A 14,824-nucleotide genomic window follows, 5' to 3' on the forward strand; every position below is an offset into this window, starting at 1 on the left:
ATCTATCTACTTTTCAATTAGGCAATGAATGAACCACCCCGCCCCAGGAGGCAAGGTATCAGTATATCATTCGAACAATGCTAAACTTTGTTCATAGGTCATTTCCGAACTCTCCGTCATTCCCGCGAAGGTGGGAATCAATCACTTATCGTCATCAAAAATAACCCTATTTAGACAACCCCCCCTGGTTTCCCGCCTTCGCGGGAATGACAATTGGTTATAATTATTAGCGCCGCGAGCGGCGAAGAATTACACCCAAAGAGATTAAAACAAACTCTTTAGTTTTTCTTTTAGCTTTTCTTTTGCTCTTTCTTCTTCCGCCTTACGCTTTTCTTCCAGCTCGGCTTTCAAACGGGCTTTTTCAGCGTCTGCTTTCTCTTGTAGACGCGCTTTTTCCGCCTCGGCTTTTGCTTTTAACTCAGCTTTTTCTTTATCTAATTTGAGCGTTAGCTCTTCTTTCGCGATATTGGCGAAGAGGGAAGCAAAGCCTTTTAGATCCGGGCGACAGAGTCCCGCTGGGTCATCACTAAATTGCCCCTTACAAACAATGGGGAAAGCTAACCGAGTCAATTTTTCATTCACCCGACATGCTTTGTCTAATGCACTGCCCGCGACGCTCACATTAGCCTGATAATTCAGTGACGAATCTGGTAATGACACCACACCATCACCTGTGACTTGAATACCAGCTGAGCTAATTTTCAAACCTGGTGTGGAGACCCGACCATTCACGATATGGGCAGGAAAACGCATGGTTTCAAACGGTGTATCTGGGCCGAATTGCTCAGCGTTGAGCTGGTCCTTATTGACCGCAGCAATGCCTTCACACACTGTCTTTGTTAGATTCGTTCCAACCAAAGCCCCTTGTTTAATCTCTACCAGAAGATCCCCTTGTAAAGACGACATCAAGTCATCAATGCGATTCCCTTTGGCTCTAAGGTCGCCATCTAGGTAAGTTGCCCCAGCAATTTTATCCATTTCCATAAAGTCCACTAACAGTGGCTGAATCTGTACACCATCAATTGCTGGCGACACATCTAATATGGGTGTTTTTCCACGAACATCTAGACTGGCTTTTGACGATACCGTTCCCTTATACAAAGCTACATTCAAAAGAGACACCGTCACCAAGCCATTTTGCTGAGTGGAGTCCAAACTGATTTTATCAATCTTTAATTTTTTAACGGTCAATCCTTCAAATGTCATACCGACATGACCATTTAAACCACGAATCAGTTCAACTGGAATCAAATCACTCGCGTCAGTTTCGACTTGCTCTTCAATTTGCGCGTCCGTTATGGCTTCTTTTGAACCATTTTCATTAGCTTCTATAGGCGTAGGTAAATAACGGTCAAGATTCATATTTTTACCCGCCACCTTTACATCCCAGCGCAACGGTGACAAATCTACCACGGCGTTTGCTTCAATACTGGTGTCATCCAACACGATGGAAATAGGCTGTGCGGTAATCGAGTTCATATCCCCTTCTACGGTGATATTTGCCCTTGCTTTGGTCATTGCCGTTTCGTCTGACATCTCTGGCAGAGGAAGTTTTAAACGTGTCAGTAGATAACGAGGATTAAACTCTCCTACTGACAATACGGCAGAGAATTGCGGCTCACTGAGGACTTGATAAGCTTGTATTTTAGCGTCCAAATTGACGCCAAAAGAACTCAAATTCAAGCCATCGATCAGGACGTTTTCTTGCGGCAAATCAACATCCACTTTTACAGCGCTCAGTTTGGCATTCATTGGACTGGTTGGTAACGCGGCACTTTCTACGTCAGCGGACAGAACCAAAGAATCCAATGATAGAAACTCTCTTTCTGGGAAAACCGCTAGATTGGCATTAAGGCTGGCTTTGGCCTTAATGGGAGACTGTCCTTGCAAGTCACTTTGTGTGACCGCGATATCCATCACCATTGGCCATGCTTTATCCCACTGAACGTCGTTAAGTTGCACGTTTAACGTGGCATTAATAAGCTGATTGGCTTGTTCGTCACGGTATTCAACTTGGGCGTTCTCGATTCGTAGTTCATCAAGCTGAATGTCTGGTAGCTTTTTATTGATGGCATCATTTTGATCGTTAGTCTGCGCAGAGCTTGCAGGTATTGTTGTATCAGATGACGCAGAAGCTGTGGAGCCTGAAGCATTCAAACCGTCAGCCGTTTCTAACTGCCAATTACCTTGGCCTTGGGCGTCTTTGTTTAAGCGTGCTTTTACATTCACAAGGCTGACCTTGTTGACCTGAATTTTTTGCTCCAATAGCGGCAATATGGCCAAGCCAAATTCAGCACGGTCGAATTGCACTATTTCTGCATCCGTGCCGAGCGCCACGCCAATGTCTTCTAAGCTTAAACCTAACCAAGGAAAAAACGACCAGCTAATATCACCGTCTAAACGCAAAGTAACATTGGCTTTTTCCTGCGCGACGCTTTTGAGTTCGTCTTTAAAGTCGTTTGGATTGACGAACAACATTACGTACGCCAACAAAATAGCAATAATGGCAAAGACCGCTGCCACTAAAAGTGAAAGTCGCTTTATCCAAACCATGGCAAACTCCTCAATAAATTGCCCCTTCCAAACCTCCCCCTTAACAGGGAGAGGAGTTAAGTTCGTTTTTGTTCCTTCCCCTTATCTTCAAGGGGAAGGTTAGGATGGGGTTGTTAACTTTATTACCCCCTCCCAGCCTCCCCCTTAACAGGGGGAGGAGCTAAGTTCGTTTTTTATTCCTTCCCCTTATCTTCAAGGGGAAGGTTAGGATGGGGTTGTTAACTTTATTTACCCCCTCCCAGCCTCCCCCTTAACAGGGGGAGGAGCTAAGTTCGTTTTTTGTTCCTTCCCCTTATCTTCAAGAGGAAGGTTAGGATGGGGTTGTTAACTTTATTACTCCCTCCCAGCCTCCCCCTTAACAGGGGGAGGAGCTAAGTTCGTTTTTGTTCCTTCCCCTTATCTTCAAGGGGAAGGTTAGGATGGGGTTGTTAACTTTATTAACCCCCTCCCAGCCTCCCCCTTAACAGGGGGAGGAGTTAAGTTCGTTTTTTGTTCCTTCCCCTTATCTTCAAGGGGAAGGAACAAAATATCGACCTATCATAGCACTCGAACTTAGTGTTTATCGATGCAATAGCGACAACTCATTAAAAAACACCTAGACAAGGCATAGAAGCCAAAGAGCCCACGTTCTATAATGGGGAAATTATGTCATGCTCATATTATATAAAAACGTGACGACTGTTCGTCACCATCACTGTGGAGAAACCAATTAATGTCAGATCGCATTGCCAGTGTCGAGCGTAATACGCTTGAAACTCAGATCAAGGTGTCGATTAACTTAGACGGTACCGGTAAATTCAACTGCGTCACAGGCGTCCCTTTCCTTGATCATATGCTTGAACAAGTTGCACGTCATGGCCTGATTGACTTAGACATCCATGCAGTTGGCGACCTTCACATTGACGCTCACCACACAGTCGAAGATTTGGGAATCACCTTAGGGCAAGCGTTTGACATTGCGGTAGGTGACAAAAAAGGCATCAAGCGCTACGGCCACGCCTATGTCCCTCTAGATGAAGCCTTGTCTCGTGTTGTTATCGACTTTTCTGGTCGTCCAGGCCTAGAAATGCACGTACCGTTCAGCCGTGCTTCTGTTGGTGGTTTTGACGTCGATTTATTCTCTGAATTCTTCCACGGCTTTATTAACCACGCCAAAGTCACGCTGCATTTGGACAATCTTCGCGGTAAAAACACTCACCACCAAGCGGAAACCATCTTTAAAGCATTTGGCCGCGCATTGCGTATGGCACTAGAAGCTGATGAACGTATGGCTGGGCAAATGCCTTCCACTAAAGGTTCTTTGTAAGATTCTCTTGGAATGAGTAGTAAGAATATGAGTGAGATGAAAAAATCCACTGTCGCGGTTATTGATTACGGCATGGGCAACCTGCACTCGGTTGCCAAAGCCCTAGAACACGCGGCAGATGAAAATACCTCGGTTATTGTCACTAGTGACCCTAAGGTCATTGATGCCGCAGATAGAGTTTTACTGCCTGGGGTTGGCGCTATTCGTGATTGTATTGGTGAAATGCACAATGCTGGGCTTGTGCCTAGCATTAAAAAAGCCATGGCAGAAAAGCCGTTCTTGGCTATCTGTGTTGGCATTCAGTCTTTGATGTCACACAGTGAAGAAAATGGCGGCGTTGATTGCTTGAATCATTTCCAAGGTAATGCCCTCTTCTTTGGTGAAAAACACACAGACCATGACGGCAGCAAACTTAAAGTGCCACACATGGGCTGGAATCAGGTCAAACAAACCATGGCTCATCCACTGTGGAAAGATATTCCTGATAACGCTCGTTTTTACTTTGTGCACAGTTTTTATGTTGTGCCTGAGAACAAAAGCGAAGTGGCTGGCACCTGTGACTATGGTTTAGAGTTCTGTGTAGCGATCGCCCGCGACAATGTATTCGCCGTGCAATTTCACCCAGAAAAAAGCCATAAAGATGGTCTTCAGTTATACAAAAACTTCCTTCACTGGGATGGCAAGCCATAACAACAAACCCTGAGTTTGTTTAGACAGAAGTACATTAGACTCTAGGAGCGCCATTATATGGGCTTAGCAAAACGTATTATTCCTTGCCTTGATGTGGACAATGGCCGCGTGGTTAAAGGCGTTCAGTTTGTTGATATTCGTGACGCTGGCGACCCTGTAGAAGTCGCCAAGCGTTACAATGAGCAAGGTGCGGATGAGATTACTTTTTTAGACATCACCGCCAGTTCAGACGATCGTGAAACCACCGTGCATATGGTCGAAGCCATTGCCAGCCAAGTGTTTATTCCTCTCACTGTGGGTGGCGGCATTCGTACCTGCGAAGATATTCGTCGCATGCTAAATGCTGGTGCAGACAAAGTGGGCATCAATACCGCGGCGGTATTTAACCCTGAATTTGTTCGTGAAGCGGCTCAGCGCTTTGGCTCGCAATGTATTGTTGTGGCTATTGATGCGAAAAAAGTCAGTGCTGAAGGCGAAACCGATAAATGGGAAATATTCACCCATGGCGGACGCAAACCAACTGGCTTAGATGCGGTTGAGTGGGCGAAAAAAATGGTTGAGTACGGTGCGGGAGAAATATTGCTAACCAGTATGGATCGTGACGGTACCAAAAATGGTTTCGACCTAGGTGTGACGCGAGCCATCAGTGAAGCGGTTCATGTGCCCGTTATCGCCTCTGGCGGTGTGGGTAATTTGGACCATCTGGTCGACGGCGTCATTGAAGGCAAAGCCGATGCGGTTTTGGCGGCCAGCATTTTCCATTTTGGTGAATATAGCATTCAAGAAGCTAAACAACGTATGACCGATGCCGGCATCGAAATGCGCCTGTAATCCATTATTAGTGAACATTGTCGGCCTAAAGATCGCGCTACAGATAAATAAGCTAAATGTAGGTCGTTCTTTGGCACGACACGTTCCTTTTATCTATTATATTCGGAAAGTCAGCATTTTTTGTGCACGAGGCAACTGCTGCTTGCTGTGAATAAGCACTGCCGAGTACAATTCTTACAATTTAATTTTGCCTTATTTAATACAAGGAAGACTTCTTGACCACCTTAACCGATGCCTTGCAAGCGCTGGCTGCATATTGCCAACAAGCTGCCACGACTTCTGCATTAACGTTTCATCGTGGTGTGGAGCGCGAAGCACTACGAGTTGAACACTCTAAAGGCCGTATATCACACAAGCCTCATCCTAAAAGTCTAGGCTCCGCTTTGACGCACAGCTCGATTACGACAGATTATTCCGAATCCTTGATGGAGTTTATTACTGACGTTCACCCAAGCGTTGAAGGTGTCATTCAAGAGCTAGAAGACATTCATAACTTAGTAAACCATGAGCTATTCAAGCAAGATGAATGTTTGTGGCCTGCCAGCATGCCATGTTATTTAAACGGCAATGACGATGTACCTATTGCCTATTATGGTGAGTCCAATACTGGCAAACTAAAACGCGCCTACCGTGAAGGATTGTCAAATCGCTATGGCCGTATCATGCAATGTATTGCTGGTATGCACTACAACTTCTCCTTTGATAAAGACTTCTGGTCTTTCTTAGAAAACTATAAAGGCAAATCGAATTTATCCGGTTTGGAGAAACAAGCCTTTCAATCGGACAGCTATTTTGCATTGATCCGTAACTTCCGCCGTAGCTCTTGGATGTTGTCTTTGCTGTTTGGCGCTTCCCCTGCGATCGATGAAAGCTTTTTACCTAAAAAGCCTGAAAGCCTTGAAGAGCTTAAAGAAAATACTTGGTTCGGCCCTAAAGCCACATCACTTCGTATGAGCGACCTTGGTTATCAGAATAAAGCCCAAGCAGATTTATACGTGTGCTACAACGAAGTAGACACCTACATCAGCACGATCAAAAAAGCACTACGTACGCCCTATCAGCGTTACCAAGATATTGGTGTAAAAGTGGATGGCCAATACCGACAGTTGAACAGCAACTTGCTGCAGATTGAAAACGAGTATTACAGCGACATTCGTCCAAAACGTGTTACTCAACCTGGTGAGCATCCAAGTGCAGCCTTGCACGCCAGAGGCGTCGAATACATTGAAGTTCGCATCATGGACTTGGACCCAAGCTCACCCATTGGCATGCAGTCTTCAACCCTGTATTTCATTGATGTGTTCTTGCTCTACTGCATGTTACGTGGTGATGAACATTTAGGCAGCGCTGAATGCAGCCAGCTTCGCGTTATGCAGCAAGAAATTGCCTCTCATGGCCGCGATTTGGATATGGACTTCGATTTTGGCCAAGGCCCAACGAAGCTACGTACCAAGGCAGAAGATATGCTGAATTCTCTCGCAGAAGTTGCGGCGTTTTTATCTAATAAAACTGGCAACCCAGCTTACACAGACGCTGTTGAGCTGCAACGCGAAAAGTTAAGCGATGAATCTAAACTGCCTTCAGCTCAGCTATTGGAGCTAAGTAAAGCACACCAAGGTTATCAGAACGCCATGTTGGCGCTGTCGAAAAAGCAACAAGCAGAATGGATGTCCCGCCCTTTATCTGCGGAACTGACGAATGAATTTGCTTTGAAAGCAGAGCGTTCCTTACAGGATCAAGCTGCGATTGAAGCGGCAGACGAAGTTGACTTCGATACTTTCTTGGTGGATTACTTAACCCCGCAATAAAACACTGAGATAACCCGTAACCATAAAAAAAGCCTCTTTCGAGGCTTTTTTCGTCTATTAAGATCCGTCACACAAAGGCTTTTGATTATGCGTTTGGCGACACTGGAATCTCTTCCAAATTATCTAACACAAGCCACTCGGCCAACTTGGTGCGTAGATCATCCACACCATCACCACTTAACGATGAGAAAGTCTGTACGGAACCATCCACACCGAGTGTTTTTAGTACCTTCTTCACTGCCAACATGGTCGATTTAGCAGGGCCACGCTTTAGCTTGTCAGACTTAGTTAGCAAAACATGAACTTTCATGCGATTGGATTTTGCCCAATCCAGCATCATTTCATCAAACTCTTTTAATGGATGACGGATATCCATCACCAATACAACCCCCGCCAAAGAGCGACGGTTCATCAAATAATCTTGCATGTGTGCTTGCCAGACTTTTTTCATGGCAATCGGCACTTTTGCAAAGCCATAACCTGGAAGGTCAATCAGGCGGCGATCATCCACATTTAGGCCAAAGCAGTTAATCAACTGAGTTCGACCTGGTGTTTTAGATGTGCGCGCTAATTTTTTCTGATTCGTAAGGGTATTTAACGCAGTGGATTTACCAGCATTAGAGCGACCTGCAAATGCGACTTCGACACCTTGGTCTAAAGGACATTGGGAAAGCTTCTCTGCACTTTTAATAAAATGCGCGGATTGGAAAGTGGAGTCAAAAGGGGTCATAAGTTGATATTCGTCAGTAGATTCGGATTTGCATTCAGCGTTGTTTCAATTGCTGTATATAATGCCAGCAATCAGTAGAAGATGCCATGTTAAACTCTGCCAGCAAGGGTAAACAAAGAGAATCTAAGGGAGCAACATTGATGAAACACAAGATTTCGCTATAAACACAGGAAAACTATCGATCAATCCGCTTTAATTTTGTAAGCTTTATGTAAACTTACTGGAAAAGCAGAACCTTCCTTGGTTGAAATAATCGTATTCTATGTAATTCTATGCATGATATACGCATACCCTAATAAGATATTAATAAAACGATTGAATACAATCAGGAGCAACTCATGATAAAGCTGTTTTCAGCGCTAATACTTTCCTTATTTGTCTCACTCAGTGCAAATGCGGCTGACTACAGTGATGGCAATGGCTACACCACAATTAAAACTCCCGTTCGAACTAGTGACCCTAGCAAAATAGAGGTAACCGAAATATTTTGGTACGGCTGCCCACATTGCTACCAACTAGAACCGCTTGTTCAGGCTTGGAAAAAAGATCTTCCTAGCGATGTCGACTTTAAGTTCCTACCTGCTGTTTTTGGTCGTGGCTGGTTAGCACACGCCAAAGCCTTCTACGTAGCTGATCTATTAGGCATGGAAGATAAAGTTCGTGCCGATATTTTTAATACTATCCATGTGGAACGTCGTAATCTAAACTCTGAAGATGCATTGGCTAGCTTTTTCGCTAACTATGGTGTGAGTGAAGATGAATTTCGCAAACAGTACGATTCTTTTGCGGTTAATAGTCGCCTGAAACAAGCGGATGCGAAAATTCGCGCTTATGGAGCCCGCGGTGTTCCTGGAATCATTGTAAACGGTAAATATTTGGTTAGTGCCCAAACAGCAAACGGTAACGAAAATATTTTCAAAGTCGTTGATTTTCTTATCGAGAAAGAACGTCAAAAATAATATATGAGGCGATATGACGGAATCATCAAGTGAAAAACTGATAGAAGTTTTACGCAAAGCTGTTTCCAGAACCAGCATGCTGGCAGAAGGAAACGACCCAAAACTGGATTCCGTTGTACGCCAAATTCGTTTGGCAATCACCAAGGGTGCCAATGCCGACGAAATACAAACCGTCCTAAGTGATGCCGAGCCTCTACTCATTCAGAGTGACGAGGCTCAGTTAACGAGAGCAAAACAAGTTCGAAGTTGCTTACAAGAGCTGATCGATCTTCTTGAGCAACAAGAACAAAAAAGCGTTCCGCAAAATGAAAAAAAGCAGCTAGAAGCCCAAATACGCATGCATTGGCAAGCCTCGTCACAATGGCCTGGGCTATTAAAAAGCTATTTGTCTTTAGCCGAAAAAACCTTATCACAAAAAGATTCCAATCAGCCGAAAAGCTCATTCTTAAAGACGCTTTTTAACGCTAAGAAAAATGCCGCCACCTCAAAAAACGACCACGAAGTCATGGGGCAAATAAGCCATACTCTTGCAGGCTTAATAAACAACTTAATGCTTCCAAGCCATTACGATGATGATATTGCTGACCTCAAAAAAGCACTACTAGGCAACAAGAACCTACAGCAACTACCGGCGCTGCTTGATGAAATCATCAACTTAATCATGGTCGCCATAGGAAAAACCCAAGAGAATTTAACCAATTATCTAAATCAGCTAAATAAACAACTTGCCAGTATCAATGACTCGATAAGCATCAGTTATCACTCCCAAAAGAACTTATCGGAAAGCCGTGAAGGCTTTAACTCAAAACTACAAACACAAGTCACAGACACCTCCCAAGCAGTACAAAATGCCAGCGATTTAGACAGCCTGAAAGCGCTTATCAACGATAAGATGGCGACCATTTCAAGTACCATGACAGAATACCGTACTCAAATGCTGGAACAAGAGAAGCACGCCAATCAGTCTATTACCCAGCTTAAAAACAAAGTCACAAGAATGGAAAAAGACACGGCCTCATTGCGCTCTTTGTTACAAGAAAAGCTGGCTCAGGCGATGACAGATTCATTAACAGACTTACCCAATCGCACCGCGTATCAAGATGCCATTTTGCCTCTTTGCAAAATCATGCAAAAAACACAAAAGCCACTTTGTTTAGCGGTTTGCGATATCGATCATTTTAAAAAGGTCAATGACACTTGGGGACACCTTGCTGGCGACAAAGTACTGCGCCTTGTGCCCAAGCAAATACGCAGCAGCTTATTAAAGCAAGATCACATATTTCGTTATGGCGGTGAAGAGTTCGTTATCATTTTTCCCGAAACAAACATGGAACAAGCTATCCAACGCGCTGAAGCCATACGTCTTGCTGTTGAAAAAGCCCCTTTTAACATGCAAGGTGAGCCTGTCTCAATTTCGGTATCAATTGGTGTAGCAGAACTTAAACCACAAGAAGATCCAGAATCTTTATTTGCCCGTGCCGATAAGCAGCTTTATTTAGCCAAAGAATCCGGCCGAAATCGCGTCATGGCAAACAAATAGAAAGGACAAAGCAGTACCAGAGCCTTGCCGTCAAGGTTACAATAACCAAATACACAACAGCACTGTCACCAAGTGACTATTTACACCCTATAGAAACGTAAATAGGGCAGAAACTAGATATAGGCGTGCGACGCCGCCATTAGGATGAAGTAGTTTATGCAAGACGATCAGAAAAAAACCACCGACTTTGGTTTTAAAGAAATCCCCACCGATGAAAAAGTACAAGCCGTCGCGCAAGTTTTCCATTCCGTAGCTGCAAAATACGACATTATGAACGACCTAATGTCTGGCGGCATTCATCGTCTATGGAAGCGCCATACTATTAGCCAATCTGGTGTTCGCGCAGGAAACTGTGTGCTAGATATCGCTGGCGGCACAGGGGATTTGACCCTTAAATTTTCACGTCTAGTTGGTAGCCAAGGACAAGTTATCCTAGCGGACATCAATGACTCAATGCTAAAAGTAGGCCGAGACAAACTGGCAAACCAAGGCATCGTTGGCAATGTAAAATTCGTTCAGGCGAATGCCGAAGCACTTCCCTTCCCTGATGATACATTCGACTGCATCACCATTGCGTTTGGCTTGCGCAACGTCACTGACAAATCAAAAGCACTGGCGTCTATGTATCGCGTATTAAAACCAGGTGGTCGTTTATTGGTATTAGAGTTTTCGAAACCTGAATCAGAGCTTCTTTCACAAGTTTACGATCAATATTCTTTCCGCCTATTACCTGCAATGGGAAAACTGATTGCCAACGATGCCGATAGTTACCGCTACCTTGCGGAGTCTATTCGTATGCATCCTGACCAAGAAACACTGAAAGGCATGATGGAAGAGGTTGGTTTTGAACGAGCGAGCTACCAAAATTTAACTGGCGGTATTGTTGCGCTCCATAAAGGATTTAAATTCTAACCATGTTAACCAGTGCTTTTCGCTTACTTCGCATACTATTGACGGTTGTGCGCTTTCGCCTTGATGTGTTTATTCCCTTTGCTCTTTTGCCTTGGTATATACGCTATACATTGGGGGCGGTGTGCTCAATCGGACGTAAACGCGCCAGAAAAAACAGAGGTGAACGACTGCGCCTTGCGCTAGAGTCGCTTGGTCCAATATTTGTTAAATTCGGGCAAATCCTTTCAACAAGACGTGATCTGCTTGATGACGAAATCGCCGATGAACTTGCCAAGCTTCAAGATAAAGTCCCAGCGTTTCCAGGGCACATCGCTCAAGCCATTATTGAAAGAGACCTTAAGGCTCCTGTCGATCAACTATTCGCTGAATTCGATGTAACACCACTGGCGTCGGCTTCTATTGCACAAGTACACACAGCGAAGCTACACAGCGGTGAAGAGGTTGTGGTAAAGGTTATTCGCCCAAAAATCGAAAAAACCATTAGTAAAGACATTGGCCTGCTTTATACCCTAGCCCACCTTGTCGCTAATATGAGTGACGACGGTAAACGCTTAAGACCCGTTGAAGTGGTGACCGATTATGAATACACCATTCTAGACGAACTTGATTTAGCAAAAGAAGCCGCCAATACCGGGTTATTGCAGCGCAACTTCACCAATTCTGAACTGCTGTATGTCCCTCAGGTTTATTGGGATTACTGCCACCGCAATGTGATGGTGGTGGAACGCATATCTGGCATTCCTGTGGCAGACATTGCTGCTTTGAACAAAGCCAATGTCGATATGAAATGCTTAGCTGAACGTGGCGTTGAAATATTCTTCACACAAGTTTTCTCCCATAGTTTTTTCCATGCGGATATGCATCCAGGCAATATATTCGTGGATGTGAGTAACCCGCAAAAGCCTAAATACATTGCCATCGACTGTGCGATTATGGGTAGCCTAGATGATGCGGATAAAAATTACTTAGCACGCAATTTATTGGCTTTTTTCCAGCGCGACTATCGCATGGTGGCGGAACTGCACGTAGAAAGTGGCTGGGTTCCGAAAGGCACGCCAGTGCATGCGTTTGAATCGGCTATTCGTAGTGTTTGCGAACCCATGTTTGCCAAACCCCTTAAGGACATCTCTTTTGGTCAGGTCCTTATTGGTTTATTCCAAACCGCACGACGCTTTAATATGGAAGTGCAGCCACAGTTGGTTTTGCTAGAAAAAACATTGCTAAATATCGAAGGCTTAGGCCGTCAGCTTTATCCTGATTTAGACCTTTGGGTCACCGCTAAACCTTTCTTAGAGCGCTGGATGCGCGAGCAGATAGGGCCAAAGCGCGTAATGGAAGAGCTTCGCAAGCAAGCTCCTCAATGGGCAGGTCAGCTGCCACAGATTCCAAACTTAGTATTTACCGCATTGTCGCAAATGTCCCATCAAGAAGAGCGTATGCAAGCGCAAACCGATGCCATCGCACAACTCGGTAAAGAACTGAAAAGCAGCAGACAAAGTTTACCTTTCCGGTTACTTGGTGCATTAAGCATCGGGGCGGCTTGGTTCATTACCGATCCTGTATCTTTAAAGCATTTAGAGATTGCCGACTTTACTAGCCTTGGGCTGTTTCTAGTCGGCCTGTACTTACTTGTCTTAAAACCGTAACATTCGAGAGACTATAATGAAATCTGATGTATTGGCTGAATTAGCAGCCACTCTAGAAGAACGTAAAACCGCAGCAGCTGACTCATCTTATGTTGCCAGCCTACACGCAAAAGGATTAAATAAGATCCTAGAAAAAGTCGGCGAAGAAAGCATTGAAACCATTATTGCAGCAAAAGACGCTGCTATCTCGGGTGATAAATCGGATCTGATTTATGAAACCGCAGACCTTTGGTTCCATACGCTTGTTATGTTATCTCACCTAGACATTGGCCCAGATGCGATTCTTGATGAGTTAGCTCGTCGTTTTAACTTGTCTGGGCTTGACGAAAAAGCCAACAGAAGTAACTAAATAACAGGAGTAATCTATGTTCGGTGGTATTAGTATTTGGCAATTACTTATTGTCTTGGCAATTTTGGTACTTATTTTCGGCACCAAGAAATTGAAAAATCTAGGTTCTGACCTAGGCGGTGCAGTAAAAGGCTTCAAAGAAGCTGTCGACAAAGACGATGACGAAGAAAAAAACGCACAGCATAAAGTTATCGATGCTGAAACCAAAAAAGACGACAAGAGCGCCTAAACTGTGTTCGATATTGGTTTTTCAGAACTTCTTGTTGTCTTTGTTGTAGGCCTACTTATTCTTGGGCCTGAACGTTTGCCCCATGCTGCCAAAACAGCGGGGCTCTGGGTTCGTAAAATTCGCCGCAGCATTAGCTCTGTGCAAAGAGAAATTAATGCCCAATTGGACCATGAAGAGCTGCAGCAAAAGATTAACGAAACCAATCAACGCCTGCTAAAAGAAGGCCAAGCCATTCAAAACACCATCACACCTTATCCAGAAGGCTATAAGGCGAAAGATGGCGTCGTTTCTGAAACACAGCCACTAGAGGCGACAGCAGAAGCACAAAGCGATACGTCAGAACACAAAAAAAACAGATCCAACTGACATGACAGCGGATACGACAAATCAACGTTAGTGGCTTCTTGATCATTTTAAATCGAGTATCTTCTTCATACTTTTCACAACACGGTGGATATAAAACGCATTATGAGCACGGATTCATCAAATCAAGCCCCATTGGTTGCTCACCTAGTTGAGCTGAGAAATCGTTTATTAAAATGCGTTGTGGCCATACTGATTCTTTTTGTTGGTTTATACGCGTTTGCCAACGATTTATATTTGATCGTCTCTGAGCCGTTGCGTTTATTACTGCCCCCTGGCAGTTCACTGATTGCCACCGAGGTTGCGTCTCCATTTCTTGCACCGCTCAAGCTCACATTTGCTGTATCGGTTCTTATTTCTGTTCCTTATACGTTATTCCAAGCATGGTCTTTTATCGCACCGGCTCTGTATAAAAACGAAAAACAGATCGCCATTCCCCTGTTAATTTCCAGTATCTTTCTGTTTTATGCTGGGGTCTTGTTTGCTTACTTTGTTGTGCTACCACTCATTTTTGGCTTTTTTACCACCGTAGGGCCAGGTGAAGTGACGGTGATGACGGACATTAACAACTACCTAAACTTCGTTCTGAAGCTGTTTTTTGCTTTTGGTGTCACCTTCGAAATCCCTGTCGCTACCTATCTACTGATTAAAGCTGGCGTTACGACAGTGGCAGCGTTATCAAAAAAACGCCCTTATATTTTCTTGGGTTGTTTTGTCATTGGAATGCTAATCACACCACCTGATATCTTTTCTCAGACTTTGCTTGCTATCCCTATGTGGATGCTGTTTGAACTTGGGCTTATTGCTGGGCGCACGGTAAAAGTCGTCGTTGATGGCAGCGAAGAGAATGAAGAAGAGACAAAAGCACAGCGAGCTGAATAAGACTTCGTGTTACCAAACGCGAAAAC

14 protein-coding genes are annotated in these 14,824 nt (G+C 44.4%); 12 read left to right on the plus strand and 2 right to left on the minus strand.

The annotated features are described in order from the left end of the window. Positions 1-264: 264 nt before the first annotated feature. Positions 265-2,553, minus strand: a complete 2,289-nt coding sequence (locus C1X04_RS16045) for an AsmA family protein (protein ID WP_137170489.1) — start codon at positions 2,551-2,553, stop codon at positions 265-267. 712 nt (positions 2,554-3,265) lie between these two features. Here C1X04_RS16045 and hisB point away from each other — a divergent pair. The 4 genes from hisB (at position 3,266) to gshA (ending at position 7,188) form a co-directional block, all read left to right on the plus strand. After that, on the plus strand, positions 3,266-3,859 hold the full coding sequence (gene hisB, locus C1X04_RS16050; protein WP_110576672.1) for an imidazoleglycerol-phosphate dehydratase HisB: 594 nt from the start codon (positions 3,266-3,268) through the stop codon (positions 3,857-3,859). 27 nt (positions 3,860-3,886) lie between these two features. Further along, positions 3,887-4,549 (plus strand): imidazole glycerol phosphate synthase subunit HisH, encoded by a 663-nt coding sequence (gene hisH / locus C1X04_RS16055; RefSeq protein ID WP_137170788.1) that lies wholly within the window; start codon positions 3,887-3,889, stop codon positions 4,547-4,549. 57 nt (positions 4,550-4,606) lie between these two features. Continuing rightward, complete coding sequence (gene hisF / locus C1X04_RS16060; protein WP_110576674.1) at positions 4,607-5,380, plus strand: imidazole glycerol phosphate synthase subunit HisF; 774 nt, start codon at positions 4,607-4,609, stop codon at positions 5,378-5,380. Positions 5,381-5,595: 215 nt separating this feature from the next. Next, positions 5,596-7,188, plus strand: a complete 1,593-nt coding sequence (gene gshA / locus C1X04_RS16065) for a glutamate--cysteine ligase (protein WP_110576675.1) — start codon at positions 5,596-5,598, stop codon at positions 7,186-7,188. A gap of 85 nt (positions 7,189-7,273) precedes the next feature. Here the strand turns inward: gshA and yihA are convergent, their stop codons facing one another. Beyond that, on the minus strand, positions 7,274-7,918 hold the full coding sequence (gene yihA / locus C1X04_RS16070; RefSeq protein WP_110576676.1) for a ribosome biogenesis GTP-binding protein YihA/YsxC: 645 nt from the start codon (positions 7,916-7,918) through the stop codon (positions 7,274-7,276). A 338-nt stretch (positions 7,919-8,256) separates the two neighbouring features. Here yihA and C1X04_RS16075 point away from each other — a divergent pair, with 338 nt between their 5' ends. The 8 genes from C1X04_RS16075 to tatC all read left to right on the plus strand — a co-directional run bounded on the left by C1X04_RS16075 (position 8,257) and on the right by tatC (position 14,798). Continuing rightward, positions 8,257-8,877 carry a thiol:disulfide interchange protein DsbA/DsbL gene (locus C1X04_RS16075; RefSeq protein ID WP_110576677.1) on the plus strand — a complete coding sequence of 207 codons (621 nt, stop codon included), beginning with the start codon at positions 8,257-8,259 and terminating at the stop codon, positions 8,875-8,877. Positions 8,878-8,890: 13 nt separating this feature from the next. Beyond that, on the plus strand, positions 8,891-10,417 hold the full coding sequence (locus C1X04_RS16080) for a GGDEF domain-containing protein (protein ID WP_137170490.1): 1,527 nt from the start codon (positions 8,891-8,893) through the stop codon (positions 10,415-10,417). Between the two features lie 156 nt (positions 10,418-10,573). Further along, complete coding sequence (ubiE, locus tag C1X04_RS16085; protein WP_137170491.1) at positions 10,574-11,329, plus strand: bifunctional demethylmenaquinone methyltransferase/2-methoxy-6-polyprenyl-1,4-benzoquinol methylase UbiE; 756 nt, start codon at positions 10,574-10,576, stop codon at positions 11,327-11,329. A 2-nt stretch (positions 11,330-11,331) separates the two neighbouring features. Further along, a complete protein-coding gene (gene ubiB / locus C1X04_RS16090) occupies positions 11,332-12,975 on the plus strand; it encodes a ubiquinone biosynthesis regulatory protein kinase UbiB (protein WP_137170492.1) in 1,644 nt (547 codons plus the stop codon). A 16-nt stretch (positions 12,976-12,991) separates the two neighbouring features. Beyond that, positions 12,992-13,324: a phosphoribosyl-ATP diphosphatase gene (locus tag C1X04_RS16095; protein WP_110576681.1), complete on the plus strand. Its 333-nt coding sequence runs from the start codon at positions 12,992-12,994 to the stop codon at positions 13,322-13,324. A 16-nt stretch (positions 13,325-13,340) separates the two neighbouring features. Beyond that, a complete protein-coding gene (gene tatA, locus C1X04_RS16100) occupies positions 13,341-13,553 on the plus strand; it encodes a Sec-independent protein translocase subunit TatA (RefSeq protein WP_110576682.1) in 213 nt (70 codons plus the stop codon). A gap of 3 nt (positions 13,554-13,556) precedes the next feature. Beyond that, a complete protein-coding gene (gene tatB / locus C1X04_RS16105; RefSeq protein WP_254682284.1) occupies positions 13,557-13,919 on the plus strand; it encodes a Sec-independent protein translocase protein TatB in 363 nt (120 codons plus the stop codon). A gap of 102 nt (positions 13,920-14,021) precedes the next feature. Further along, complete coding sequence (tatC, locus tag C1X04_RS16110; protein WP_110576683.1) at positions 14,022-14,798, plus strand: twin-arginine translocase subunit TatC; 777 nt, start codon at positions 14,022-14,024, stop codon at positions 14,796-14,798. The last annotated feature ends 26 nt before the right edge of the window (positions 14,799-14,824 follow it).

Origin of the sequence: Marinomonas sp. FW-1 (genome assembly GCF_005222245.1) — a bacterium.
Lineage (GTDB): Bacteria > Pseudomonadota > Gammaproteobacteria > Pseudomonadales > Marinomonadaceae > Marinomonas > Marinomonas alcarazii.

What these genes read in the sequence shown, in the direction of transcription:
- C1X04_RS16080 (WP_137170490.1), top strand. Translation starts at nt 8,891, where the DNA reads ATGACGGAATCATCAAGTGAAAAACTGATAGAAGTTTTACGCAAAGCT.
- C1X04_RS16095 (WP_110576681.1), top strand. Translation starts at nt 12,992, where the DNA reads ATGAAATCTGATGTATTGGCTGAATTAGCAGCCACTCTAGAAGAACGT.
- hisH (WP_137170788.1), top strand. Translation starts at nt 3,887, where the DNA reads ATGAGTGAGATGAAAAAATCCACTGTCGCGGTTATTGATTACGGCATG.
- yihA (WP_110576676.1), bottom strand. Translation starts at nt 7,918, where the DNA reads ATGACCCCTTTTGACTCCACTTTCCAATCCGCGCATTTTATTAAAAGT.
- hisB (WP_110576672.1), top strand. Translation starts at nt 3,266, where the DNA reads ATGTCAGATCGCATTGCCAGTGTCGAGCGTAATACGCTTGAAACTCAG.
- tatC (WP_110576683.1), top strand. Translation starts at nt 14,022, where the DNA reads ATGAGCACGGATTCATCAAATCAAGCCCCATTGGTTGCTCACCTAGTT.
- ubiB (WP_137170492.1), top strand. Translation starts at nt 11,332, where the DNA reads ATGTTAACCAGTGCTTTTCGCTTACTTCGCATACTATTGACGGTTGTG.
- C1X04_RS16075 (WP_110576677.1), top strand. Translation starts at nt 8,257, where the DNA reads ATGATAAAGCTGTTTTCAGCGCTAATACTTTCCTTATTTGTCTCACTC.
- hisF (WP_110576674.1), top strand. Translation starts at nt 4,607, where the DNA reads ATGGGCTTAGCAAAACGTATTATTCCTTGCCTTGATGTGGACAATGGC.
- C1X04_RS16045 (WP_137170489.1), bottom strand. Translation starts at nt 2,553, where the DNA reads ATGGTTTGGATAAAGCGACTTTCACTTTTAGTGGCAGCGGTCTTTGCC.
- ubiE (WP_137170491.1), top strand. Translation starts at nt 10,574, where the DNA reads ATGCAAGACGATCAGAAAAAAACCACCGACTTTGGTTTTAAAGAAATC.
- tatA (WP_110576682.1), top strand. Translation starts at nt 13,341, where the DNA reads ATGTTCGGTGGTATTAGTATTTGGCAATTACTTATTGTCTTGGCAATT.